Source organism: Archangium lansingense (assembly GCF_026626635.1).
GTDB lineage: Bacteria > Myxococcota > Myxococcia > Myxococcales > Myxococcaceae > Archangium > Archangium lansingense.
Genome location: NZ_JAPNKA010000001.1, coordinates 11362366 through 11388697 on the forward strand (window position 1 = coordinate 11362366; position 26332 = coordinate 11388697).

Below are 26332 nucleotides of genomic sequence, written 5' to 3' on the forward strand. Positions count from 1 at the left end.
GACATGAGCCAGACTCCCAGGACCGCGGTGCTCTCCCAGACCGATCGGCGCGAGGCCCTCGCGCGGCTGATGCAGGAGCGAGGAGCCGGCACGAAGCTGGGCCCGGTGTCCTTCGCGCAGCAACAGCTCTGGCTGGTGGATCGGCTGGCGCCCGGCGGCTTCGCCTACAACCTCTTCCGTGCCTGGCGCCTGTACGGCGCGCTAGAGGTGACTGCGCTGCAGCGGAGCCTGAATGCGCTGGTGGAGCGCCACGAGGTACTGAGGACCTCCTTCGCGGAGGTGGGCGGCCAACCGGTGCAGGTCATCGTCCCGGCGCGAGAGGGCACCTGGCCCGTGGTGGACCTGAGCGGCCTCTCCGAGCCGGAGCGCGAGGCGCGGGTGCTGAACCTGGCGTTGGAGGAGGCGGAGGGGCCCTTCGACCTGGAGCACGGCCCGCCGCTGAGGGCCACGCTGCTGCGACTGGAGCCGGAGGCCCACGTCCTGTTGCTGTCGCTGCACCACATCGCCTGCGACGAGCACTCGCTGGGGGTGCTGGTGCGCGAGCTGGGCGCGCTGTACGGGGCCTTCGTCTCTGGAGCCGCTCCGGCACTCCCGCCCCTGCCAATCCAATACGCGGACTTCGCGCGCTGGCAGCGGCAACGGCTGACTGCCGAGGCCCTGGAGCCCCTGCTCGCCGCCTGGAAACAGAAACTGGCTGGGCCCTGGGACGGGCTGGAGCTGCCCGCGGACCACCCGCGCCCGCCGGTACGGACGATGCGGGGAGGCCACCAGCCAGTGCGAGTGCCCGCGGACGTCGCCGGAGCGCTGGAGTCGCTGGCCCGCCGCGAGGGCGTCACCTCCTTCATGCTGCTGCTGGCCGCCTTCCAGGTGTTGCTGCTGCGGCACTCGGGGCAGGAAGACGTGCGGGTGGGTACTCCCGCTGCGGGACGAACGCGACCCGAGGTGGAGGGGCTCATCGGCGCCTTCATCAATACACTGGTGCTGCGCTCGGACCTGTCAGGGGACCCGCCCTTCCGCGAGCTGCTGGCGAGGGTGCGCTCGACGTGCCTGGACGCATACGCACGCGAGGAGGTGCCCTTCGACAAGCTGGGGGAGACGCTGCAAACGATGTTCACCTTCCAGGCCACTCCGGCACCGGGACTGGCCCTGTCCGGCCTGAAGGCGTCGCGGCAGGAGGTGGAGCGGCGGCTGTCGAAGTTCGACCTGGGCCTGCACCTGACCGCGGGCCCAGAGGGGCTGCTCGGCGAGCTGGAGTACAGCACGGACCTCTTCACTCCGGAGACGGCCGGCGGAATGGCCGGGCGCCTGGAGGTACTGCTGCGGGGCATCGCCTCGGCACCGGAGACACGGCTCTCCGAACTGCCACTGATGCGCGAGGAGGAACAGCACCGGCTGCTGGTGGAGTGGAACACCACGCGCACCGATTTCCCCAGGAATGCCACAGTGCACGCACTCTTCGCCGCCCAGGCGGCGCGCACGCCGGACGCGGTGGCAGTGAGCTTCGAGGGCACGCGACTCACCTACCGGGAGCTTGACCGGAGGGCGAATGCACTCGCGCACCACCTGCGGGCACTCGGTGTGAACACGGGGACGCCCGTGGGGCTGTGCGTGGAGCGCTCGCTGGAACTGGTGGTGAGCGTGCTGGGCATCCTCAAGGCCGGAGGCGCGTACGTACCGCTGGAGCCCGCGTCCCCGCCCGAGCGGCTGGCCTTCCTACTGAAAGACACGGCGGTGCCAGTGCTGCTGGCGCAACCGGACGTGCTCCCGCGCATGCCAGAGGTCCCCGGAGTGAAGGTGGTGCGGCTCGACGCGGCGCTCGCGGCCTCGGAGCACGAAGAGGCGCCGCCCTGCACCGTGGCCGCGGGCGAGCCGGCCTATGTCATGTTCACCTCGGGCTCGACAGGCCGGCCCAAGGGCGTGTGCGTGCCACACCGTGCGGTAGTGCGGCTGGTGATGGAGACGGGCTACGCACGCTTCGGCCCGGATGAGATCTTCCTGCAGCTCGCGCCGCTCGCATTCGACGCGTCCACGCTCGAACTGTGGGGCAGCCTGCTGCACGGGGCCCGGCTGGTGGTGTTCCCTCCGCATGCGCCGTCGCTGGAGGAGTTGGGCGAAGTACTGCGCCGCGAGGGCGTGACGACGCTCTGGCTGACGGCAGGCCTCTTCGAGCAGATGGTGGCGCACCATCCGGAAGCACTGGATGGCGTGCGCCAACTCCTCGCGGGTGGCGACGTGCTGCCCGTGGGAGCGGTGCGAGCGCGGCTGGAGCGCGGGGGCGTAATCGTGAACGGATACGGGCCCACGGAGAACACGACGTTCACTTGCTGCCACGTGATGAAGGCGCCTGGAGACGCGGGAATCAGCGCGGTACCCATCGGCCGGCCAATCACCAACACGAGGGTGTACGTGCTGGACGCGAGGATGAGGCCCGTCCCGGCCGGGGTGCCAGGAGAGCTGTACACAGGCGGAGACGGACTGGCGCTCGGGTACGTGAGAAGGCCGGAGCTGACGGCGGAGCGCTTCGTGCCGGATCCATTCGGCGGCGAGCCCGGCGCGCGGCTGTACCGCACGGGAGACCGGGTGCGCTGGCGCCCGGACGGAGTGTTGGAGTTCCTGGGCCGGCTGGACGGGCAGGTAAAGCTCCGAGGCTTCCGAATCGAGCCGGGCGAAGTGGAAGCAACGCTGCGCCAGCATCCCTCGGTGCGCGAGGCCGTGGTGATGGCACGAGAGGACGGGCCAGGAGGAAAGAGGCTCGTTGCCTATGTCGTGCCCAACACTACCAATATTTCCCCTCTCCCCCCGGGAGAGGGACGGGGTGAGGGTATCGACCGCCTCGGGTTGAACCTCGAAGCCGTACGCACCTGGCTGAACCAGAAGCTACCCGAGTACATGGTGCCTTCCGCGTTCGTCGCCCTGGAGGCGCTGCCCCTCACGGCCAACGGCAAGGTGGACCGCAAGGCCCTACCCGCCCCTGAACCGGCCAACCCGAAGGGCGCGAAGGGCACCGCCCCCCGCACCGCCACCGAGGAGTTGCTCGCCAACATGTGGGCCACGCTGCTGGGCGTGGAGCACGTGGGCGTAGAGGACGACTTCTTCGCGCTTGGAGGGCACTCGCTGGTGGCCACGCGGCTGGTCTCGTGGATTCGCGCGGCCTTCGGCGTGGAGCTGCCCGTGAGCGCCGTCTTCGAATCTCCCACGGTGGCGCGGCTCTCCACCACCCTCGAGGCGCAGCACCGAGAGGGACAGGGTCCCGCCGCCCTTCCTCTGGAGCGGGTGTCACGAGAGGGCCCCCTGGTGCTCTCCCCCGCCCAGCAGCGGGTGTGGTTCCAGGAGCAGCTAGAGCCCGGGGGCGCGCACTACAACGTCCCGCTGGTGCTGCGGTGGAAGGGCCACTTGGACGCGGGCGTGCTCAAACAGGCCCTGAGGGCGCTCGTCACCCGGCACGAAGCCCTGCGGACAACCTTCACCGAGCTCCAGGGCCAGCCCGTGCAAGTCATCGCGCCCGAGCCCTCCCTCACCATGCCCGTGGTGGACCTCGCCGCGCTGCCGCTGGAAGAACGGGAGGCCGAGGCCGCCAGACAGGCCTCTCAGGAGGCGGCGCGCCCGTTCGACCTGGGCCGGGGGCCGTTGCTGCGAGCCATGCTGTTGCGGCTCGGGCCGGACACGCACACCCTGCTGCTGACGGCGCACCACATCGTTTTCGACGGCTGGTCCATCGGCGTCCTGGTACGCGAGCTGGGCGCATTGTACGGAGCAGGGGTCTCGGGGAAGCCACCCGCGCTCGAGCCGCTCCCGGTGCAGTACGCCGACTTCGCCGCGTGGCACCAGCGGTGGACGGAGGCCGGGACGCTGGAGCCCCAGCTCTCCTGGTGGCGGCGCCGCCTCGCGGGACTGGAGGACCTGGACTTCCCCCAGGACCGTCCTGCGCCGGCCGTGCGCACGCGCCAGGGCGCCAGGTTCCAGGTGCACCTGCCACCGCCTCTGATGGAGAGCCTCACGACGCTCTGCCGCCGCGAGGGTGTCACGCGCTTCATGCTGCTGCTGTCCGCCTTCCAGGTGCTGCTCGCGCGCTACACGGGCAGGACAGACGTAGCGGTGGGAGCCCCCATCTCCGGACGCTCGCGGCGGGAGGTGGAAGGGCTCATCGGCTTCTTCGTCAACACGCTGGTGCTGCGCACCGACCTGTCCGGAGACCCCTCGTTCCGCACACTCCTGGCCCGGGTGCGTGATGTCTGCCTGGGCGCGTATGCCCACCAGGAGCTGCCCTTCGAGCAGCTCGTCGAGGCGCTCCAGCCCGAGCGTGAGCAAGGACGTTCGCCACTGTTCCAGGTGATGTTCTCCGTCCAGGATGTGCCGGTGCCGGTGCTGGAGCTGCCGGGCCTGTCGGCGAGCGTGGAGGACGGAGACCCGGGGCGGGCGAAGTTCGACCTGGGGCTCACCGTGGCCGAAGGCAGGACGGGCTGGGTGGCGTCGTTCGGCTATGGCACCGAGGTGTTCGACCGGGAGACCGTGGCGCAACTCGCGGGGCACTACGTGCGGCTGCTGGAGGCCATCGCCGCGGCTCCGGACGAGCGCATCACCACCCTGCCAATGCTGTCCCCCGAGGAGAGACACCGGCTGCTGGTGGAGTGGAACGACACGCAGGCGAGCTTCCCCCGAGACTCCACCCTCCCAGCACTCTTCGAGGCGCGGGCGGCGCGGGCTCCGGACGCGCTGGCGGTGGCCGACGTGCACGGCGCCCTCACGTACGGAGAGCTGGAACAGCGAGCCAACCAGCTCGCGCATCACCTGAGGGCCCTGGGCGTGGGGCCAGAGGTGCGCGTGGGCCTGTGCATGGAGCGCTCGTGTCTCTGGTTGGTGGGAGCGCTCGGCATCCTCAAGGCCGGCGGTGCCTATGTGCCGCTGGATGCGAGCTACCCAGTGGAGCGGCTTGCGTTCATGCTGCGCGACAGCCGCGTCCCGGTGGCCGTCACCACCGAAGCCGTCGCGGACACCCTGCCCTCGGGCTCCGAGCAGCTCGTGCTGCTGGACGCGGAGGCCGCATATCTCGAGTCCCTGCCCACCACACCGCTGGAGCACGGACCGTCGCCGGAGCACCTGGCCTATGTCATCTACACGTCGGGCTCGACGGGGCGGCCCAAGGGCGTGGAGGTGGCGCACGGCAGCCTGATGAACCTGGTGACCTGGTTCGTCCGAGAGCTCGCGATGGAGCCAGGAGACCGGATCCCCCACGTCATGGGGACATCCTTCGATGCGTCGATGCTGGAACTGTGGCCCACGCTCGCCGCGGGGGCGAGCCTCCACCTTCCGGATGAGGAGACGCGCACCCGGCCCGCGAACCTGACGGAATGGATGGCCTCGCGAGGGGTGACGCTGACCATCATGCCCACCCCGCTGGCCGAAGCGGTGCTGGCGGAGACGTGGCCGAGAGAGCTGTCCCTGCGGGCCCTGGCGTTGGGAGGAGACCGGCTGCACCAGCGGCCCCGACCTGGGGCGGGATTCCGACTGCTCAACCAGTACGGGCCTACCGAGTCCACCGTGGTGACCACGTGCGCGACGGTGCCCCCCGAAGACACGGAAGCGGGGTTGCCCGCCATCGGCCGACCCATCGCCAACACACGGGTGTACGTGCTGGACGGGCAGCTTCACCCGGTGCCATCGGGTGCGGTGGGCGAGCTTTACATAGGCGGGGAGGGACTGGCGCGCGGCTACCTCGGCCAGCCCGCGCTCACCGCCGAGCGCTTCATTCCGCACCCCTTCAGCACCGATCCCGGGGCACGGCTCTACCGCACGGGAGACCTGGTCCGCTGGCGGAGGGACGGCCAGCTGGAGTTCCTGGGCCGAGCCGACGAGCAGGTGAAGATCCGAGGCTTCCGCATCGAGCCGGGCGAGATAGCGGCAGCGCTGCTGCGCCACCCGGACGTCCGCGAGGCCGTCGTCGTCGCGCGAGAAGACGGACCAGGGACAAAGCGGCTCGTCGCCTACGTGGTGCCCACTTCCCCTCTCGCTACTACTTCCCCTCTCCCCCCGGGAGAGGGACGGGGTGAGGGTATCTCGCCCCCCAGGTTGAATCTCGAAGCCGTGCGCACCTGGCTCAAGCAGACGCTGCCCGAGCACATGGTGCCCTCGGCCTTCGTAACACTGGAGTCCCTGCCGCTCACGCCCAACGGCAAGGTGGACCGCAAGGCCCTGCCCTCGCCCCTGACAGCGAGCGGCGAAGCGGACGACTTCACGGCCCCGCGCACCGAGGTAGAGCGCCAGGTAGCGGCGATCTGGTCCGAGTTGCTCGGCGTGGAGTTGGTGGGAGTGGAGACCTCCTTCTTCGAGCTGGGCGGACACTCGCTGCTGGCCACGCGGCTCGTCTCACAACTGCGCGAGGCCTTTGATGTCGAGGTGCCGCTCCAGCGCCTGTTCGAGGAGCCAACGGTGGCCGCACTGGCCCAGAGCATCGAGTCCGCGCGCCGGGAAGCGGAGCCAGAAACCCGACGGCCCACACTGGTGCCCGTGCCTCGCGAGGGCCTGCTGCCCCTGTCCTTCGCCCAGCAACGGCTCTACTTCCTGGAGCAGCTCGCACCGGGAGGAGCCTCGTACCACGTGCCCCTGGTGGTGCGGCTGGGGGGTCGACTGGATGTGGAGCTGTTCCGCGCGGCCTTCCAGGAAGTGGTCCGCCGGCACGAGTCGCTGCGGACAACCTTCGCGCAGGTGGACGGGCAGCCCATCCAGGTCATCGCACCAGAGCTGGAACTGCCTCTGCCGGTGAAGGACCTCGCCCACCTGCCACCCGAGGAGCGCGAGGCCGAAGCCGAGCGGCACGCTCGGGAAGAAGCGGTGCGCCCGTTCGACCTGCACCGTGGACCACTGGTGCGGGCCACCCTGCTGAAGCTCGAGCCCGAGGTGCACGCCCTGCTGCTGACGCTGCACCACATCGTGTGCGACGGGTGGTCCCAGGACGTGCTCCAGCGTGAGCTGGCCGCGCACTACGCCGCGCTCCAGGCCGGGGCCCCAGCAGTGCTGCCACCGCTCCCCGTGCAGTACGCGGACTACGCGGTATGGCAGCGGGCGTGGCTGCGAGACGAGGTGCGAGAGGAGCAGCTCACCTGGTGGCGGGAGCGTCTGACCGGACCCCTGCCGGTGCTGGAGCTGCCAGTAGACCATCCTCGCCCGGAGGTCTGGAGCCACCGCGGCGGGCGGCTCCGCGTCCGGTATCCGCGCACGCTGTCCGAGCGCCTCGACGCTCTGGTGCGAAGCGAGGGGGTCACGCCCTTCATGCCGCTGCTGGCGGCCTTCCAGGTGCTGCTGATGCGGCACAGTGGGCAGGAGGACGTACTCGTGGGCACGCCGGTGGCGGGCCGTTCGCAGCGGGAGGTGGAGGGGCTTATCGGCTTCTTCATCAACACGCTGGTGCTGCGCACGGATCTGTCCGGAGCGCCATCCTTCCGCGAGTTGCTGGCCCGGGTGCGAGACATGTGCCTGGGCGCGTATGCCCATCAGGAGCTGCCCTTCGAGCAGCTCGTCGAGGCGCTCCAGCCCGAGCGCGACCTGGGGCGTATGCCTCTGGTGCAGACGATGTTCGTACTGCAGAACGCCTCGCGCCCGGCGCTGGAGCTGCCGGGAGTGACGGCGAGCCTCCGGGACGTGGAGACGGGGACGACGAAGCTCGACCTGATGCTGTCGATGCGCGAGACGGAGGACGGGTGGGTGGGCGTGTGGGAATACAGCCTGGACCTGTTCGAACCAGCCACGGTGACGCGGCTCACCGAGCGCTTCGAGCGGCTGCTGGAGACGGCCCTCGCGGACCCCGGCCAGCGCATCACCGAGCTGCCACTGATGACAGAGGAGGAGCGGAGGCGACTGCTGGTGGAGTGGAATGACACCAGAGCGGACTTCTCAGCGTACTCGTGCGTGCACCAGCAGGTGGAGGAGTGGGCACGGCGCACTCCGGACGCACTGGCCGTGACCGATGCTCAGGAATCGCTCTCCTGGCGCCATTTGGACTCACGCGCCAACCAACTCGCTCACCATCTTCGCTCCCTGGGCGTCGGGCCCGAGGTGCGCGTGGGCCTGTGCGTGGAGCGCTCGTGCCGCTGGGTGGTGGGCGCGCTCGCCATCCTCAAGGCCGGGGGTGCCTACGTGGCACTCGACCCGGCCTACCCCTCCCAACGCCTCTCCTTCCTGCTGCACGACAGCGGCGCCTCCGTGATTGTCACCACTCGCGCCGTCGCTGACTCCCTGCCCTCCGCGGAGGCCCTCCTGGTGCGCCTGGACACGGATGCGGCCCTGCTGGAGTCCCGTCCCTCCACCGCGCCTGACCCAGGCGTGTCCCCTCAGCACCTGGCCTACGTCGTCTACACCTCGGGCTCCACTGGTCAGCCCAAGGGCGTCCAGGTGACTCACTCCAGCCTGGCCAACCTCGTTTCCTGGCACCTGCGCCACTACGCCCTCACTCCTCAACACCGTCTCACCCAGGTGGCGGGCACCGCCTTCGACGCCTCCGTATGGGAGCTGTGGCCTACCCTGGCCAGTGGTGCCAGCCTCCACATTCCCAGCGACGAGGTGCGCGCCAGTCCCCCGCTGCTGTTGCATTGGCTGACGTCCGAGTCCATCACCCACTGCTTCCTGCCTACGCCCTTGGCCGAGGCCGTGCTGACGCAAGAAGCTCTCCCTGCCCTACCGCTCCAGGTGCTGCTGACGGGAGGAGACAGGCTGCGCCAGCGGCCACGCCCCGGCACTCGCTTCCAGTTGGTCAACCACTACGGCCCCACCGAGTCCACCGTGGTGGCCACCTGCGCTCCCGTCGCAGAGGAAGGAGCAGAAGCAGGACTGCCCTCCATTGGTCGCCCCATCGCCAACACCCAGGTGTACGTGCTGGACGCGGGCATGCAGCCGGTGCCTCCCGGCGTACCGGGTGAGTTGTACATAGGTGGCGAAGGACTGGCGCGCGGCTACCTCGGCCGGCCTGCCCTCACCGCCGAGCGATTCATCCCCCACCCCTTCAGTGCCCAACTTGGTGCGCGCCTCTATCGCACTGGTGACAGGGTGCGCTGGCGCGGCGACGGCCAATTGGAGTTCCTGGGCCGCACCGACGAGCAGGTGAAGGTGCGTGGCTTCCGCATCGAGCCGGGTGAGATAGAAGCCGCCCTGCTGCGTCACCCAGAGATCCGCGAAGCTGTAGTCATCGCGCGAGAGGACGGGCCAGGAAGAAAGCAACTCGTCGCCTACGTGGTGCCTACTTCCCCTCTCCCTCTGGGAGAGGGACGGGGTGAGGGTATAGCCCCCCCCGAGTTGAACCTCGAAGCTGTGCGCACCTGGCTCAAGCACACGTTGCCCGAGCACATGGTGCCCTCCGCATTCGTGGCACTCCAGTCCCTGCCCCTCTCTCCCAACGGTAAGGTAGACCGCAAAGCCCTGCCCGCTCCAGAAGACAAGCGCACAGGAGACACGGCCAGCTTCGTAGCCCCCCGCACACCCGTGGAAGAGAAGCTGGCCTCCATCTGGGCCTCCGTCCTCAGACGCAAACGTGTAGGCATACGCGACAACTTCTTCTCGCTGGGTGGCGACTCCATCCTCAGCTTGCAGATCATCGCGCGCGCCCACCAGTCCGGCCTCGCACTCACGCCCCGCCAGCTCTTCCAACACCAGACGGTAGAGGAGTTGGCCCGTGTCGTTCACCTCGCGTCGAGCGAGAGCCAATCGCAACAGCGAGTGTCCGGAGAGGTGCCGCTGACGCCCATCCAGCGCTGGTTCTTCGACTGGGAGCTACCCGCTCCGCACCACTTCAACCAGGCCTTCCTCCTGGAGGTCCGCCAGCCCCTCTCCCCCGAAGTGCTGCAGCACGCCCTGCGCCTGCTGTGCGAGCACCACGACGCCCTGCGCATGCGCTTCTCCCGTCACCCCGACGGCCACTGGCTCCAGCACAACCCCGCCGAAGTGCCGCCCCTCACCTTGCACCAGGTCGACGTCTCCCACCTGCCCCTCTCCGAGCAACCCCAGGCCATCTCCTCTGCCTGCGCCAGCCTCCAGTCCTCCATGTCCCTGGAGGACGGCAGCCTCTTGCGCGCTGCCCTCTTCCACCGCGGCCCGGGCCTCTCCCCTCGCCTCCTACTTGCCCTCCACCACCTCGTCGTCGACGCCTTCTCCTGGCGCTTCCTCCTGGAGGACTTGCACTCCTGCTGCCTCGCCCTCTCTCTCGGTGAGTCTCCCTCTCTTCCTCCCAAGTCCACCTCCTTCCAGTCCTGGGCTCTCAAACTCCACTCCCACTCCCTCTCCGACTCTCTCTCCCACGAGTCCTCCTTCTGGACGGGCCAGCCCTGGCATTCCGTCCACCCCCTCCCCCGCGACTCCTCCCTCGGCGACAACTCCCTCTCCTCCTCTCGCCACCTCTCCGTCTCCCTCGACGCACACGAGACTCGCCTGCTCCTCCAAGAGGTGCCCTCCTCCTGGCGCTCTCACATCAACGACGTCCTGCTCTCTGCCCTCGCCCGTGCCCTCGCTGCCTGGACAGGCCACTCCGCCCTCGCCGTCCACCTCGAAGGCCACGGCCGCGAGCACCTCTTCGACGACGTCAACCTCTCCCGCACCGCCGGCTGGTTCACCACCCTCTTCCCTGTCGTTCTTCCCGTCCCTCCCTCCTCCTCCCCGGGCGACGCTCTCTCCCTCGTCCGCCAGGCCCTCGGCTCCGTTCCTCACAAGGGCATCGGCTTCGGCCTCTTGCGCTACCTGCGCCAGGACTCCCTCTCCTCCTCCCTCCAATCCCTCCCCTCCGCCGAGCTCAGCTTCAACTACCTCGGCCAACTCGATGGCCTCGCGGGCACCGACTCACTCTTCGCACTGGCGCAAGAGCCGAGCGGCCCCATGCACGACGACCGGGGCCCACGCCGTCATGTGCTGGAGGTAAATGGCCACGTGCTGGAAGGGAGGCTGGTGCTGCGCTGGACGTACAGCGACAACCTCCACGAGCGCTCCACCATCGAGCGCCTCGCCCACGCGTGCCTCGAGGGCCTCCGTGCCCTCATCCAAGGCCGAAGCACGGAGGAGGCACGGCGCCTGCGTCCCGCGGACTTCCCGCTGGCCCGCCTGGAGCCAGCCACGCTGGACCGGGTGCTCCAGGCGACCCCAGGCCTCGAGGATCTCTACCCACTCGCCCCTTTGCAGCAGGGGCTGCTCTTCCACGCGCTGCTGACACCTGGCGCGGGCACCTACGTCACGCAGCTCACCTGGGAAGTGCACCAGGAGCTCAACGTGCCCGCGTTCCGGCGCACCTGGGAGGAAGTGGTCCACCGCCACGCCATCCTCCGCACCGCCTTCATCTGGGCGGATCTGCCCGAGCCCCTTCAGCGAGTTCACGCTCGCGTCGACCTGCCCTGGCAGGAGCTCGATTGGCGAGGACTGGAACCAGAAGCGCAAGAGGAGCGCCTGGAGGTACTGCTCGCTGAGGACAGGGCGCTCGGCTTCGAGCTCACGAGGGCGCCGCTGTTGCGCCTGCTGCTCGTCCGGATGGACGAAGCGGTATACCGGCTCGTGTGGAGCCACCACCACCTGCTGCTGGACGGCTGGAGCGTGGGACCGCTGCTCGACGAGGTCTTCACCACCTACGAGGCCCTCTCGTGCGGAGAGGCTCCGCTCCGGAAGGCCCGCCCGCCTTACCGGGAGCACATCGCGTGGCTGAGACGCCAGGACCCGGCCCGTTCGGAGACGTTCTGGCGCGAGGTGCTTGCCGGATGCAGCGAGCCGACACCCCTGCCCGGCGATACCCGGTCGGGGCACGGAGCAGCGCTCGCGGGAACACCAGCCGGGGAGGTGGTGCGGATTCCGGAGGAGCTCACAGGGAGGCTGCGGGATTTCGCGCGGCGGCACCACCTCACGATGAACACGCTGGCGCAAGGCGCGTGGGCGCTGCTGCTGAGCCGCTACAGCGGAAGGAGCGACGTGGTGTTCGGGACGACGGTGGCCGGCCGCCCGCCGGAGCTACCGGGTGCCGAATCAATGGTGGGCCTGTTCATCAACACGCTCCCTGTACGCGTGCGGCTGCCCTCGCGGGATCGGCTGGTGCAATGGCTCCAGGAGTTCCAGGCGAGGCAGAGCCAGGTGCGCCAGCACGAGCACACGCCACTGGCCCAGGTCCAGGGCTGGAGCGAGGTGCCTCGGGGCACACCGCTCTTCGAGACACTCTTCGCCTTCGAGAACTACCCGATGGACGGCTCGGTGAAGGAGCGGGCGGACCGTCTGGCCATCCGGGGCCTGCGCTCCGTCGAGCACACGCACTATCCACTCACGGCGGTCGTCTTGCCCCGCTGGGGGGAGCTGTTGCTGAAGCTCGAATTCGAAGCGGGCCGCTTCGACAAGGAGGTCATGCGCCGGTTGGCGGGGCACTACCTGACACTGCTGGAGGGCATGCTCACCCGCGCGGACCAACCACTCGATTCACTGCCGCTGGTGCCCGAGGAAGAGCGGCGGCAATTGCTGGTGGAATGGAATGACACCGGGGCGGACTTCTCAGCGTACTCGTGCGTGCACCAGCAGGTGGAGGAGTGGGCACGGTGCACTCCGGACGCACTGGCCGTGACCGATGCTCAGGAATCGCTCTCCTGGCGCCATTTGGACTCACGCGCCAACCAACTCGCTCACCATCTTCGCTCCCTGGGCGTCGGGCCCGAGGTGCGCGTGGGCCTGTGCGTGGAGCGCTCGTGCCGCTGGGTGGTGGGCGCGCTCGCCATCCTCAAGGCCGGGGGTGCCTACGTGGCACTCGACCCGGCCTACCCCTCCCAACGCCTCTCCTTCCTGCTGCACGACAGCGGCGCCTCCGTGATTGTCACCACTCGCGCCGTCGCTGACTCCCTGCCCTCCGCGGAGGCCCTCCTGGTGCGCCTGGACACGGATGCCGCTCTGCTGGAGGCCTGGCCCACCACCACGCCTGACCCAGGCGTGTCCCCTCAGCACCTGGCCTACGTCGTCTACACCTCGGGCTCCACTGGTCAGCCCAAGGGCGTCCAGGTGACTCACTCCAGCCTGGCCAACCTCGTCTCCTGGCACCTGCGCCACTACGCCCTCACTCCGCAACACCGTCTCACCCAGGTGGCGGGCACCGCCTTCGACGCCTCCGTATGGGAGCTGTGGCCTGCCCTGGCCAGTGGTGCCAGCCTCCACATTCCTAGCGACGAGGTGCGCGCCAGCCCTCCGCTGCTGTTGCATTGGCTGACGTCCGAGTCCATCACCCACTGCTTCCTGCCCACGCCCCTGGCCGAGGCCGTGCTGACTCAAGACGGACTGTCAGCCCCATCCCTCCAGGTGCTGCTAACGGGAGGAGACAGGCTGCGCCAGCGGCCACACGCTGGCACTCGCTTCCAACTGGTCAACCACTACGGCCCCACCGAGTCCACCGTGGTGGCCACCTGCGCTCCCGTCGCAGAGGAAGGCTCCGAATCGGGACTGCCCTCCATCGGCCGTCCTATCACTAACACCCAGGTGTACGTGCTGGACGCGGGCATGCAGCCGGTGCCTCCCAGCGTACCGGGCGAGTTGTACATAGGTGGCGAAGGACTGGCGCGCGGCTACCTCGGCCGGCCTGCCCTCACCGCCGAGCGCTTCATCCCCCACCCCTTCAGTGCCCAGCCCGGTGCTCGCCTCTACCGCACTGGCGACAGGGTGCGTTGGCGTGGCGACGGCCAGTTGGAATTCCTGGGGCGCACCGACGAGCAGGTGAAGGTGCGTGGCTTCCGCATCGAGCCGGGCGAGATAGAAGCCGCCCTGCTGCGTCACCCTCACGTGCGCGAAGCTGTAGTCATCGCGAGAGAGGACGGGCCAGGAGCAAAGCAACTCGTCGCCTACGTGGTGCCCACTGTCACCACTTCCCCTCTCGCGACTACTTCCCCTCTCCCCCCGGGAGAGGGACGGGGTGAGGGTATCTCGCCCCCTGGGTTGAACCTCGAAGCTGTGCGCACCTGGCTCAAGCAGACGTTGCCCGAGCACATGGTGCCCTCGGCCTTCGTAATACTGGAGTCCCTGCCCCTCTCTCCCAACGGCAAGGTGGACCGCAAAGCCCTGCCCGCTCCAGAAGACAAGCGCACAGGAGACACGGCCAGCTTCGTAGCGCCCCGCACGCCCGTGGAAGAGAAGCTGGCCTCCATCTGGGCCTCCGTCCTCAGACGTGAGCACGTAGGCATATGCGACAACTTCTTCGCCTTGGGCGGAGACTCCATCCTCAGCCTGCAAATCATCGCGCGTGCCCACCAGTCCGGCCTCGCGCTCACGCCCCGTCAGCTCTTCGAGCACCCGACAGTGGAGGACCTGGCCCGCATCGCGCAGGCGGCCACCTCCTCCATCGGAGAACAGGGGCGAGTGTCTGGAGAGGTGCCGCTGACGCCCATCCAGCACTGGTTCTTCGACTGGGAGCTACCCGCTCCGCACCACTTCAACCAGGCCTTCCTCCTGGAGGTCCGCCAGCCCCTCTCCCCCGAAGTGCTGCAGCACGCCCTGCGCCTGCTGTGCGAGCACCACGACGCCCTGCGCATGCGCTTCTCCCGTCACCCCGACGGCCACTGGCTCCAGCACAACCCCGCCGAAGTGCCGCCCCTCACCTTGCACCAGGTCGACGTCTCCCACCTGCCCCTCTCCGAGCAACCCCAGGCCATCTCCTCCGCCTGCGCCCACCTCCAGTCCTCCATGTCCCTGGAGGACGGCAGCCTCTTGCGCGCTGCCCTCTTCCACCGCGGCCCGGGCTTCTCCCCTCGCCTCCTACTGGCCTTCCACCACCTCGTCGTCGACGCCTTCTCCTGGCGCTTCCTCCTGGAGGACTTGCACTCCTGCTGCCTCGCCCTCTCTCGCGGTGCGTCTCCCTCCCTTCCTCCCAAGTCCACCTCCTTCCAGTCCTGGGCTCTCAGGCTCCACTCCCACGCCCTCTCTGACTCCCTCTCCCACGAGTCCTCTTTCTGGACGGGCCAGCCCTGGCACTCCGTCCGTCCCCTCCCCCGCGACTCCTCCCTCGGCGACAACTCCCTCTCCTCCGCTCGCCACCTCTCCGTCTCCCTCGACGCACACGAGACTCGCCTGCTCCTCCAAGAGGTTCCCTCCTCCTGGCGCTCTCACATCAACGACGTCCTGCTCTCCGCACTCGCCCGTGCCCTCTCTGCCTGGACGGGCCACTCCGCCCTCGCCGTCCACCTCGAAGGCCACGGCCGCGAGCACCTCTTCGACGACGTCAACCTCTCTCGCACCGCCGGCTGGTTCACCACCCTCTTCCCCGTCGTTCTTCCCGTCCCTCCCTCCTCCTCCCCGGGCGACGCCCTCTCCCTCGTCCGCCAGGCCCTCGGCTCCGTTCCTCACAAGGGCATCGGCTTCGGCCTCTTGCGCTACCTGCGCCAGGACTCCCTCTCCTCCTCCCTCCAATCCCTCCCCTCCGCCGAGCTCAGCTTCAACTACCTCGGCCAGCTCGACGGCCTCAGAGACGCCAACACCCTCTTCGGACTCACGCTGGAGCCAGCGGGCCCGGACCACGGTGAGCACGGGCTCCGCCGCCACGTGCTGGACGTGAATGGGCTCGTCATCGACGGGAAGCTGGTGCTGCGCTGGACGTACAGCGACAACCTCCACGAGTGCTCCACCATCGAGCGCCTCGCCCACGCGTGCCTCGATGGCCTCCGCGAGCTACTGCGCTCCAGACCCACGCACGAGACCACCGCCCAACCCGAGGACACCTATCCACTCTCTCCGCTCCAGCGGGAGATGCTGCGGCACACACTGCGCACCCCGGGCACGGGCGCCTACGTGACACAGCTCACCTGGGAGCTACACCAGGGGCTCGACGTGTCCGCGTTCCGTCGAGCCTGGGAGGAGCTGGTCCAGCACCACGCCGTGCTGCGCACCAGCTTCCCCATCGACGACCTCACGGCACCAGCGCAGCGAGTCCACCCCCACGTCGGCCTTCCCTGGCAGGAGTTCGACTGGCGGGAGCACGCCGAAGAAGCGCAGCGCGAGCAGTGGGACGCCTTCCTCCGGCAAGACCGAGCCATCGGCTTCGACCCATCGAGCGCACCGCTGCTGCGCTGCACACTGGCGCGGACGGGCCCGCAGACATACCGGTTCGCCTGGAGCTTCCATCACCTGCTGTTGGACGGCTGGAGCGTGGGCATGCTGGTCGACGAGCTGCTCGCCACCTACGAGGCCCTCTCACAGGGAGAGCCGCCGTCCCGAAAGACACGCCCCCCCTACCGGGACCTCATCACCTGGCAGCAGCGCCAGGACGAGGCCCGCGCAGAGTCCTTCTGGCGCGAGGAGTTCGCCGACCTCACGAGACCCGCACCTCTACCGGGAGACCGCGGCCCCCAGCCGACCCACGCCCCTGGCCCGCGAGCCTGGGTGGAGCACACGCACGCGCTTCCGGAGGAGCTAACAGCGACACTCCACGACTTCGCGAGGAGACACCGTCTCACGCCGAGCACACTGGCGCTGGGTGCCTGGGCCTGGGTGCTGGGCCGCCACGCGGGCGTCGACGAGCTCGTCACGCGCGTCATCGTCTCCGGCCGCCCCCCGGAGCTCCCGGGCGTCGAGTCCATCATCGGCCCCTTCATCAACGTCCTTCCGCTGCGCATCCCACTGCCTGGCGGAGAGCCAGTCCTCACCTGGCTCCAAGCGCTTCAGGCCCGGCAGCTCTCGCTGGCCGAGCACGCGCACGACGACCTGGAGGCAATCCATCGCTGGAGCGGACTGCCAGCGCACGTCCCGCTATCCGACACGCTCTACGTCTTCGAGAACTACCCGCTGGACGCCTCGGTGGGCACGCGCAGCAGGGGACTCGGCCTGCGGAACATCCGCTCCATCGAGCAGCCCTTCACCGCGCTCGACGCGGTGGTGCTGCCCGGACCTCGGCTGAAGCTCGAGCTGTCGCACGAGGAGGGCCGCTTCGATGCGAACCTCATCGAGCCTCTGCCACTGCACTGGCGCGCGGTGCTGGAGGCTCTACTCGCGCGGCCCGAGCAGCGGCTCGAGGAACTTCCGGACGCAAGCACCCGCTGCTCCAGGACGACAGCGTAGCATGTGAAGGACGCGGACGGCTCCGCGCCTCACTCCTCGCACTGGTAGTTGACGATGCACGTCACGGATTCCTGCTTGGTCCCGACGTTGTTCATCCTGCACGGCACCTGTTCATAGCCGGCGGCGCGCTTGCACAACTCCTCGCAGGTGGTGCCCGCCGGAGATGGGGTATTCGCCTCCCCGAGGATGTCGGCCACGTCGAACGTGTCCTCAAACGTATCGCTCAGATTCTCGCAGTAGTCGAAGCAGCCGGACAGCACGAGCGTGGGGACAACGAACAGCAGACAGGTGAAGGTACGGCGGAGCGTCCTGCGGGACATGGGCACCTCTCACGGGCACGGGGAACCAGCCGGCCTCTGGACGCGCGGAAGCCTGTCACGAAGGGCTCCTCCGGGGCATGGCACGCGGACGCGACTGTCCGTGAACGGCATCAGCACGCCTCCAGAGCACTCCCTGCTTTATCCATATAAGCTTGAAATCTTCTTTATTACCGAGATACAGATTTTCCCATCCTCTTCTAGAGAAAGAGAAGAGACGCGGGGTCCCGAGCGGTTTTCGCAGTGGAGACACTGCCGAGAAGAAGGAGAAGGCACGATGCGTTCGAAGGCAGGCGGTAGCGTTCTGAGGGCCCTGGCGGTGGGGTTCTGCACGCTGGCGGCTACGGGGTGCGAGCCGTTCGCGGCAGAGCACGAGAGCGGAGAGGTGGACGTGAGCGCCATCCGGTCGGGGGTCAGCTCCGCGTCCGGAACGGTGGGGGGCAAGGCGGTCTGGGCTCACTTCAGCAACCCGCCCGCGTTCGCAGATCGGGACTACACCATCACCGAGGAGCTGAAGCGGCTCGTCAACGCCACGCCTGCGGGCGGAACGATCCGGGGAACCATCCACTCCATCAGCATTGACGGCGTGGCGGATGCACTCCTGGCGGCGCAGACCCGGGGCGTAACGGTGCAGGTCGTGCTGGACGGCAAGAACGCGAGCTCCACGGACCCCGCGGTGGCGACCATCAAGAAGCTCACCCAGCACAAGTTCTGCACCAACTCGAGTGGAGGCGGAGGCTGTATCGGCACGAGTGCCGCCGGCAACATGCACACGAAGATGTTCACGTTCAGCCAGAGCACGGACCCCAACGGGGTGGCTCGGCCATACGTGGTGTGGTTCGGCTCGTCGAACCTGACCTATGCGAGCGGCCCGGATGCGTTCAACAACACCATCACCATCTACGACGCCCAGACGCTGTACGACGGCTTCAATGCCAACTTCTCGGACATGTGGAACCGGAAGCACTACTCCGGCAATGACTATTACGACTCGGCCAGCGGGCGCGGCTACTACCTGGCCAATCCGGCGGACGGCTACGCGTCTCCCGAGGGGCTGAACCAGACGGACACGATCGTCACCCGGCTGAACGACGTCACGCCCGACGCGGAGTGCCGGCTGCGCATCGGCATGGCGTTCGTCACGACGGGCCGTCCAGAGCTCCTCGCACAGGTGAAGCGCTACCGGGCGGGTGGCTGCGCGGTCTGGATGGTGGTGGGTGGAGACGCCACCGACGGCATCAGCATGCCGCAGTCGGTCTACAACGAGCTGCTCGACGCCGGGGTGAAGATCCGCAGGAAGGACAAGGTGCACGACAAGTTCTTCCTGGTCTACGGCAAGTACGGCACCAGCTACGCCTACCGGGTCTACACCGGCTCGCAGAACTGGTCGCAGGACGCGCTCAACGAGAACGAGGAAATGTTCGTCAAGATGGCGCCCGAGACCGGAACGGTGCACCCGCTCTACGACGGGTACTACAACCACTTCAACGACGCCTATAACAACGGCGTGACGTGCACCAAGAGCAACTACCCCTGCCGGTAGCGCTGAAGGTGCACCTCTAGAAACAAGCGCTGACAACACGGCAACAACCCCTCTCCCGGGGGGAGAGGGAGAGGAGGCTCAGGCGCGCCCTTCGGACTTCTGCTGGCGCTCGATGCTCTCGAACAGGGCGCGGAAGTTGCCGCCACCGAAGCCCTGGTCTCCCTTGCGCTGGATGATCTCGTAGAAGAACGGGCCCGCGTGCGGATCCTTGTAGAGCGCCGCCGCGTCCTTCATGAAGATCTGCAGCAGGTAGCTGTGCTCGCCACCACCATCCACGAGCACCTCCAGGTCGCGCAGGACTTTGATGTCCTCGTCGATCTTCTTGATGCCCAGGTCCTGGATGCGCTGGGGCAGCGCGTCGTAGTACGTGCCCGGGGTGGGCATGAACGAGATGCCCGCCTTCTCGCGCATCTCCTTCACCGCGGTGAGGATGTCCCTCACCACCAGGGCCAGGTGCTGCACGCCATCACCCTTGTGGTCCTCGTTGAAGATGTTGATCTGCGAGGCCTTGAAGAACGGCCGCAGCGGCTCGTTGTTGGCGAACTTCACCCGGCTCACCGGATCCCACATCACCTCGGAGCGCAGGCCCGAGCCGTGCGAGCGCTTCTGCTGGGCGGACACGTCGTCGGTGTGGAACTGAATCTCCCAGAACTTCTCGAAGCCCATCACGTGCTCCATCCACAGGAGCATGGGCCTCATGGTCTGGAAGTTGGACGTGATGTGGTCGATGTGCGTGAAGCCGTAGCGGTTGTTGCCGCCGCGCGGCTTGTCGTACTGCACGAAGCCCGGGTAGAGGGCCTTGTAGCCATCGCGCTGGATGAAGCGGAAGGTGGTGTCACCGAACGGCGTGGTGATGGAGAACTGCGCCAGCTTGCCGCCCTTGTCGTCGGTGTAGCGCTGGATGTCGGTGATGAAGGTGGCGCCCCGCTGCTCCAGCAGGCGGTACGCCTTGTCGATGTCCTCCACCTGGTAGTTGAGCGTGCCCACCCCGTCCGGGTGCTTGCGCAGATAGCGCCAGGCGCGGCTGCCCTCGCCCACGGGCTGGCTCACCACCAGCACCACGTTGCCCGCCTGGAAGACGACGGACTTCTGCTTGCCCTCCTTCTCCAGCTCCGGCGAGGACACGCCCTGCTCCGCGAAGTCCAGCCCGTCCACGTAGAAGCGCCGACTGCGCTCCAGGTCGTGCACGTACCAGTGGACACTCTCCAGACCCTTGATGCCCAGCGACTCGAGCTTTGCCATTCGTCGACTCCTTCAGTTCAAGCCGGCACCGCGTCAGGCTGCCGGTCCGCATGTGCCGCCTGGAAGGCGGGAAGGCTGGCGCACGCCGCTTCAATCCGCGTGAGCAGCGCGTACGGCTGCAGGTCTACTCCGAATCGCCGGGCTCCGTAGAGCTGAGGAATCAGGAAGATGTCGGCGAACGACACTGCCTCTCCCAGGCAGTACGTCCCCGCCGTCTCCTGCACGGCTGCCTGGAAGGCCGCCAGGCCCCGGTCTATCCAATACGCGCTCCAGGCCTTCTCGTCTCCCTTCAATTCCCCCTTGATGCGCTGCAGCACGCCCAGGTTCTGCAGGGGCTGGATTCCCGAGTTCACCATCTCAGACAACATCCGGCAGCGGGCCCGGAGGTAGGGCTCGGCCGGCAGCAGGGCGGGCGAGGGGTGACGCTCCTCCAGGTACTCGAGGATGGCCATCGACTGGGCCACATGACGCACCTTGCCACCCTCGGTGAACTCCAGCGTGGGCACGGAGCGCATGGGGTTGATGACGCGGTAGGCCTCGGAGTGCTGCTCGCCTCCGTCCTTCACCAGGTGCACGGGCGCGTACTCGTAGGACAGGCCCTTGAGGTTGAGACCGATGCGCACGCGCCACGAGGCCGACGAGCGCCAGTAGTTGTAGAGCTTCACGGCTTCACCACCTTCTGGGAGATACGTCCGAAGAGGCTCTGGCCTTCCGGGCCAAACATCTCGATGTCGATGATGTCCCCCACCTTCATGAAGGGCGTCTTGGGGCCACCCGACTCAATGGTTTCGATCATCCGGCGCTCGGCGAGGCAGGAGATGCCGCGCTCGCGGTCCTCGTTGGACACGGTGCCGCTACCGAGGATGGTGCCGGCGGTAAAGGCACGCGTCTTGGCGATGTGCTGGATGAGCTCGAAGAAGGAGAAGTGCATCTCCGGGCCAGCGTCCGTGTCCCCCACCACCTGACCGTTGAGGGCGGAGCGCAGGCGCAGGTGGACGCGGCCATCCTTCCAGGCGGGGCCAAGCTCGTCCGGGGTGAGCGCGAAGGGGCTGAAGGCGGTGGAGGGCTTGCCCTGGAAGAAGCCGAAGCCCTTGGCCAGCTCGTTGGGGATGAGGTTGCGCAGGGTGACGTCGTTGCAGAGCATCACCAGCTTCACGTACTTCTCCGCGTCCTTCGCCTGGGCGCCCAGCGGCACGTCGCCGAGGATGACGGCCACCTCGGACTCGAAGTCCATGCCCCAGGCCTCGTCCACCAGGGGGAGGTCCTGCGAGGGCGTGAGGAAGGTGCCCGAGCCGCCCTGGTACACGAGCGGATCCGTCTTCAGCGTCGGCGGGGGCTCGGCGTTGCGCGCCTTGCGCACGAGGATGACGTGGTTGAGGTAGGCGCTGCCATCCACCCACTCGTAGGCGCGGGGCAGTGGCGAGAGCAGAGCGCTCACGTCGAGGGGACGGCTCTGCACGCGGCCGGCCTCGAGCTCCTCGGCCAGGGCACGCAACCGGGGCTCCAGCTCGTCCCACTGGTCGAGCGCGGCCTGGAGCGTGAGGGCTACGTTGGTGGCGAACGCATAGGCCGAGTTGTCACGCTTGACGACGATGAGCCGTCCGTCGCGGGTTCCGTCGTTGAGGGTCGCGAGCTTCACGCGTCGGGCTCCAGGTGGCCGGGGGAAAGAGGACAAGACAGGCCGGCGCCTTGGCCCCGCGCTTTCCCGTGCCGAGGCCAGGGTGTCAAGCGAAGGCTGTCCTGCGCTCGCACCTGGGGTGAAGGTTGGGTAACAGTTTCCCTACCCGGAGTATCGTTTTCTCGACCCGGGTAGCGGTCCCGGTAAGCTGCCGCGCCAACCTCCTCTCGCCCCCAGGGTAGGTACGGTCCCCATGCCCTCGAACAAGACTGAGCTCGCAGATCGCATCGCCGTTACCCGGCCCACCGATGCCGTGCGGGGCCTCTTCTTTCGGGTGGTGTTCGAGCTCATCGAGCGCAAGGGAGGCCCGGAGGCACTGCGCCGGGTGCGCACCGGGGCGCTGGCCAAGGACATCGCGGACCTGCGCACCTACCCCGCTTCCGAGTACCTCACCATGCTCTACAACGCGGCGGACGCGCTGGAGAAGGAGCTGGGCCGAGAGGATGCGGTCTTCAACGCCTGTGGCAGGGCGTGCGTGCAGACCTTCTCCAAGGGGCCGGGGCAGATCGTCTTCGGCATCCTCGGCAAGGGGGACCCACAGCGGCTCTTCGCCCAGACGCGGGTGGCCTTCAGCACCGTGGTGACGTACGGCAAGCGCGAGCACAGCCCCGCGGGACCCAATGCGTGCATCCTCTCCTACCGCGGCGACATGCAGCCGCCGGCCTACCACGTGGGCATCTTCGAGGGCGCGCTAGAGGCCCTGGGCTTCAAGGGCACCGTGACGGCACGCCCCCTCAACCTCGAGTCGGTGGACTACGAAATCACCTGGGAGTGAGGCTCACTCCAGGCAGGTGAGCGTCAGCTCCATCACCCCCACCAGGCGCTCACCCACCGAGGCCCAGCAGTAGAAGCGGTAGTCACGGCCCTCCGCACTGTGGAGATGGGTGCCAAACGTCACCGACTCGCCGGCGTAGGCCAGGCTGTCGGCGCGCACCTCGCCCTGAGTCACCAGGTAGCGCGCGGACGGGTTGCCCACCAACTCGCGCAGCAGCGTGCCGGCCAGCCCAGACAGGCCGCTCATCACCACCGCCACCGGCAGCACCGGGTGCATGGCGAAGTGGCCCTTGCACAGCTCCGCGCTCACCGGGCCCAGCGTGGCCTTCAGGCACTCGCCATCGCGCACGTAGCTATGGAGCGGCGGCGGCTGACGGTGAGGGTTCTGCCGCAGGGCGGCGAAGTCCGCGGACGTGTCGCGCGGCCCACGCTCGGCCCGAGGCTCGCGGCGCATCTCCTGACGAGCACCCTGGAAGAGGCGCAGGAAGGCCGCCGCGGACAGCACGTTGTAGTCCACCTCCAGCGAGAAGAGCGGCTGGCCCCGCGCGTCCGTCAGCTGCGTCTGCGCGGTCGCGGTGCGCTTCTCCCGGAACTCCGCCCGTGCCGTCCCGTGCAGCAGCTCGGTGGCCCGGGGTAGCGGGCCCTCGTGGAGCCGCTCCAGCCGCGCACGCCGCGCCAGGTAGTAGTGCTGCCCTTCCTTGGGGTTCACCAGCGACGCCGCACACGAGCCGAGGATGGCCAGGTGCCGTCCCACCTCCGCGGCGTTGATGGGCGAGGCCTCGCCCTCAGTCTCCTGCTCCACCGGCACTCGCGCCGTCAGCTCCCCATCTCCCACCACCCGCAGCTCACTCAGCGCGAAGTACGGGTCCCTCACGCAGATGCGCGCGAACAGCTCCTGCCGGCTCAGCTCCTCGTGAAGCTGCGAGCCCTCTGTCACCACGGGCTCCCGGTCACCCCAAAGGGTGCTCAGAGCCGGAGAGGCCAGGGCGACAATGGCAGAGGATGAGGACCGAGCGGGCCGTGGAGGAACGGCCGCAGGCGACTGCTGAACATGACCCATACATCTTCCCTCGTGCTGGAGACTCTGCGGGGGGACAGGTCTCTTGGGACACCAGGCGGTGTCGGTTTCGACACACGTGGGTGCACCCTACCCCACGTTCGTCCGGTCAGGTAGAGAGAAATTTTGCCGTGAGTGCGGAGCGCGTTGTCGTTCGAACAGCAGGTCGGAAAAGCCGCTGGGTTCGCAGAGCTTTCCCGACCTGCTGCCGCCACTGACGCCCTACGGCTGCGTGTCCGGAGCGAGTGGCAGGGAGATGCCGAGGCTCACCCTGACGCCGAAGTTGCACGAAGCGGTGTTACCGGACGTGTCCTTCGCGGTGCAGGTGACGTTCGTCAGTCCCAGCAGGAAGAGCGCGCCGGAGGGGTGCGAGCAGGTGACGGGCACCGGGCCGCAGTTGTCGCGAGCGGAGACGGCGTACTGCAAGGAGAGGCCGATGCTGCCGAGGCTCACCCTCGCATCCACCGACAGGGGGCAGGTGATGGTGGGCTTGATGGAGTCCACCACGGTGACGATGCCCACGCATTGCGCGCTCGCCTCGCCGTCCGAGGCCGTCAACGTGACAGCGTGACTCCCCGGGCCAAAGGACGCCTCCGGAGACTGCGAGAGGGAGAGCGGCGCCGGCCCGTTGTCCGGGTCGTAGCTGCCGTTGTCCACGCTGGCGCGGCCCTGACAGGAGGCATCGGCCGGCACGGTGACGTCACGGCAGACGGCCACCGGCGGCAGGTTGCCCGCGGGCGGCTCGCACGTGAGGTCCACCGTGGCGGAGGCGGCGTTGTTGTCCTCGCGGCATTCGGTGTCGCGGCCCGTGCCCGTGCCATCGTCGTCCACCCGGACGAAGAGCTCGGCGTTGCCGGAGACAGAGGAGGCCACGGAGAGCGACACGAGGGTGTCCGCGCCCACGGGCAGCGGCTCGGCGAGCGTGGCCACGCCGAGCAGCGTGCCACCCGAGGCCGGGGCTCCCGCGAAGAAGGCCACCTTCACGCCCACCGCCACCTCCGCCTGACCCTGATTGCGCACGCGCGCGCCAAGCCCGAGCGAGCCCTCGCCGTCACACGTGGCGGACACCTCGGACACGGTGAGGTCCGCGGCGGCAAAGGGGCTGGGGCCCTCGCCGAAGTAGTTGGCGACGTTGGCGTGGAAGGCATTGAGCTTCGGGTTCAGCCAGTGGGCCGCCGGGCGCGTGGGGATGGTGCCGTCATCGTTGACGTTCGTCACCGAGTAGGCGTGCTGGTTCCAGATGCGCCGCGTGCCAGCCCAGTCCTCCTCGCGGTCATGGAACACGCGCAGGCCGTGGGTGCCGCCCGGAGACGAGTGGTTGTTGGAGACCACCACGAGCTCCGCGGCGCGGTCCCCATCCACGTCCGCGATGACGGGGCTCTCGTGCGTGGTGGAAGAGGTGTTGGGAATCTCCCAGCGCAGCGTGCCGGTGGCGGCGTCATAGATGCGCAGCTTCAGCTCGTCGGCGAAGACGACCTCGAGCTTGCCGTCGTCCTCGAAGTCGAAGGTGGTGGAGCCGGTACGGCCGGAGCTGTAGTCCTGGATGGAGCTGGACCACTTGATGCTGCCATCGGCCTCGAAGACGGTGTACGCCCACTCACCGGGCAGGCCGATCTCCAGTTGGCCGTCGCCGTCGAAGTCCGCGATGTTCGGCGAGCCACCATGGCCTCCGGCGGGGACGTCCACGCTCCACAGCAGCTCGCAGTTGTCGTCGAGCAGGCTCACCTTGCCCTGCCCCGCCACCACGATCTCACCCGCAGCGTCACCATCGAAGTTGGCCACGCCGGCGAAGCCGTGGGGAATCTCCGTATTGGCGCACTTGAGGCTGCCGTCGGCCCGGTAGATGGCGCGATCGTTGATGACCTCCTGCGTGCCGTCCTGGTCGATGTCGGCGGCGAAGGAGACGGGGCCCGTGTACAGGGCGCCGCCCATGCCATCGGAGCCCACCCACTTCAGTGCCCCGGTGTGGCTGTAGACGCGGTTGCCGTCGAGGATCTCCACGGAGCCGTCGCCCTCCAGGTCCGCCAGAGAGGGGCCGCCCCACTCGTTGTAGTCATACGCGTCCTCGGCTGAGCGGAACTTGAAGGTGCCATCGTTCTCGAAGCACAGGATGCCGCGGCCGTTCTCGGGAATGCCGCAGAGCTCCACCTTGCCGTCGCCGTCAATGTCACCGGCGGCGAGGCCCGCGGCGGGCTTCACCCGGGCCGAGGGGTCCGTTGCGCTCCACAGCTCGCGCCCGTCATCCCCACTCACGGCCCGGAGCACTCCGTCCGCGCTGTAGTTGGCCCCCGCGAAGGTGCTGAAGACGATGTCCGGGACATGGTCCCCGTTCACGTCCACCACCACGGGCGTCATCATCACCTGATTGTGCTCGGGCATCACCTCGCTGCCCGTCCACGCCCACTGCAGCTCGGGCTCGAAACCACCTGTGGTGGGAGGCCGCACCTCACAACGCTCCGCGAGGTTGTCCTCGCCCTGCGTCTTCGTGCCCTCCTTCGAGTCCGTGGTGCCGCAAGCCCCCGCCGTGGACAGCACTCCCAGCGCGATGAACAGCCGTCCACACCTGAACCTCGTTCCACCCACACGGCCCTGGATGCCGCCTCGCATCTTCATGTCGTGGCTCCTCCACTCGAAACTCGAACCCCCATGCCTGGTGGGGGCTCCTGAGTTGGAATTGAGGAGAAAGTCGGGGAGTG

At 68.3% G+C, this 26332-nt stretch carries 9 protein-coding genes; 3 read left to right on the top strand and 6 right to left on the bottom strand.

What is annotated here, in order from left to right; all coding sequences use genetic code 11:
• Positions 1–3: 3 nt before the first annotated feature.
• Positions 4–17025, top strand: a complete 17022-nt coding sequence (locus OV287_RS45490) for a non-ribosomal peptide synthase/polyketide synthase (RefSeq protein ID WP_267540317.1) — start codon at positions 4–6, stop codon at positions 17023–17025.
• A 29-nt stretch (positions 17026–17054) separates the two neighbouring features.
• Here OV287_RS45490 and OV287_RS45495 read toward each other — a convergent pair whose 3' ends face one another.
• Positions 17055–17345, bottom strand: coding sequence for a hypothetical protein (locus OV287_RS45495; RefSeq protein ID WP_267540318.1), 291 nt, complete (start codon positions 17343–17345; stop codon positions 17055–17057).
• 274 nt (positions 17346–17619) lie between these two features.
• Between OV287_RS45495 and OV287_RS45500 the strand changes: the two genes are divergently transcribed.
• Entirely contained in the window at positions 17620–18885 is a 1266-nt protein-coding gene (locus OV287_RS45500) for a phospholipase D-like domain-containing protein (protein ID WP_267540319.1), read from the top strand.
• 78 nt (positions 18886–18963) lie between these two features.
• Here the strand turns inward: OV287_RS45500 and hppD are convergent, their stop codons facing one another.
• Genes hppD through OV287_RS45515 form a run of 3 tightly spaced genes read right to left on the bottom strand, consistent with a single transcriptional unit; the run spans position 18964 to position 21766 of the window.
• Positions 18964–20127 (bottom strand): 4-hydroxyphenylpyruvate dioxygenase, encoded by a 1164-nt coding sequence (gene hppD / locus OV287_RS45505; protein WP_267540320.1) that lies wholly within the window; start codon positions 20125–20127, stop codon positions 18964–18966.
• 17 nt (positions 20128–20144) lie between these two features.
• A complete protein-coding gene (gene maiA, locus OV287_RS45510) occupies positions 20145–20792 on the bottom strand; it encodes a maleylacetoacetate isomerase (protein WP_267540321.1) in 648 nt (215 codons plus the stop codon).
• Positions 20789–21766 carry a fumarylacetoacetate hydrolase family protein gene (locus tag OV287_RS45515; RefSeq protein ID WP_267540322.1) on the bottom strand — a complete coding sequence of 326 codons (978 nt, stop codon included), beginning with the start codon at positions 21764–21766 and terminating at the stop codon, positions 20789–20791. The genes maiA and OV287_RS45515 overlap by 4 nt, the downstream gene beginning before the upstream one ends.
• Positions 21767–21998: 232 nt before the next feature.
• Here OV287_RS45515 and OV287_RS45520 point away from each other — a divergent pair, with 232 nt between their 5' ends.
• On the top strand, positions 21999–22580 hold the full coding sequence (locus tag OV287_RS45520) for a TIGR02265 family protein (RefSeq protein ID WP_267540323.1): 582 nt from the start codon (positions 21999–22001) through the stop codon (positions 22578–22580).
• Positions 22581–22583: 3 nt separating this feature from the next.
• Here OV287_RS45520 and OV287_RS45525 read toward each other — a convergent pair whose 3' ends face one another.
• Positions 22584–23516: a hypothetical protein gene (locus OV287_RS45525; protein ID WP_267540324.1), complete on the bottom strand. Its 933-nt coding sequence runs from the start codon at positions 23514–23516 to the stop codon at positions 22584–22586.
• Between the two features lie 342 nt (positions 23517–23858).
• Entirely contained in the window at positions 23859–26249 is a 2391-nt protein-coding gene (locus OV287_RS45530) for an FG-GAP-like repeat-containing protein (RefSeq protein WP_267540325.1), read from the bottom strand.
• Between the last annotated feature and the right edge of the window lie 83 nt (positions 26250–26332).

What these genes read in the sequence shown, in the direction of transcription:
- hppD (WP_267540320.1), bottom strand. Translation starts at nt 20,127, where the DNA reads ATGGCAAAGCTCGAGTCGCTGGGCATCAAGGGTCTGGAGAGTGTCCAC.
- OV287_RS45490 (WP_267540317.1), top strand. Translation starts at nt 4, where the DNA reads ATGAGCCAGACTCCCAGGACCGCGGTGCTCTCCCAGACCGATCGGCGC.
- OV287_RS45495 (WP_267540318.1), bottom strand. Translation starts at nt 17,345, where the DNA reads ATGTCCCGCAGGACGCTCCGCCGTACCTTCACCTGTCTGCTGTTCGTT.
- OV287_RS45520 (WP_267540323.1), top strand. Translation starts at nt 21,999, where the DNA reads ATGCCCTCGAACAAGACTGAGCTCGCAGATCGCATCGCCGTTACCCGG.
- OV287_RS45500 (WP_267540319.1), top strand. Translation starts at nt 17,620, where the DNA reads ATGCGTTCGAAGGCAGGCGGTAGCGTTCTGAGGGCCCTGGCGGTGGGG.
- OV287_RS45530 (WP_267540325.1), bottom strand. Translation starts at nt 26,249, where the DNA reads ATGAAGATGCGAGGCGGCATCCAGGGCCGTGTGGGTGGAACGAGGTTC.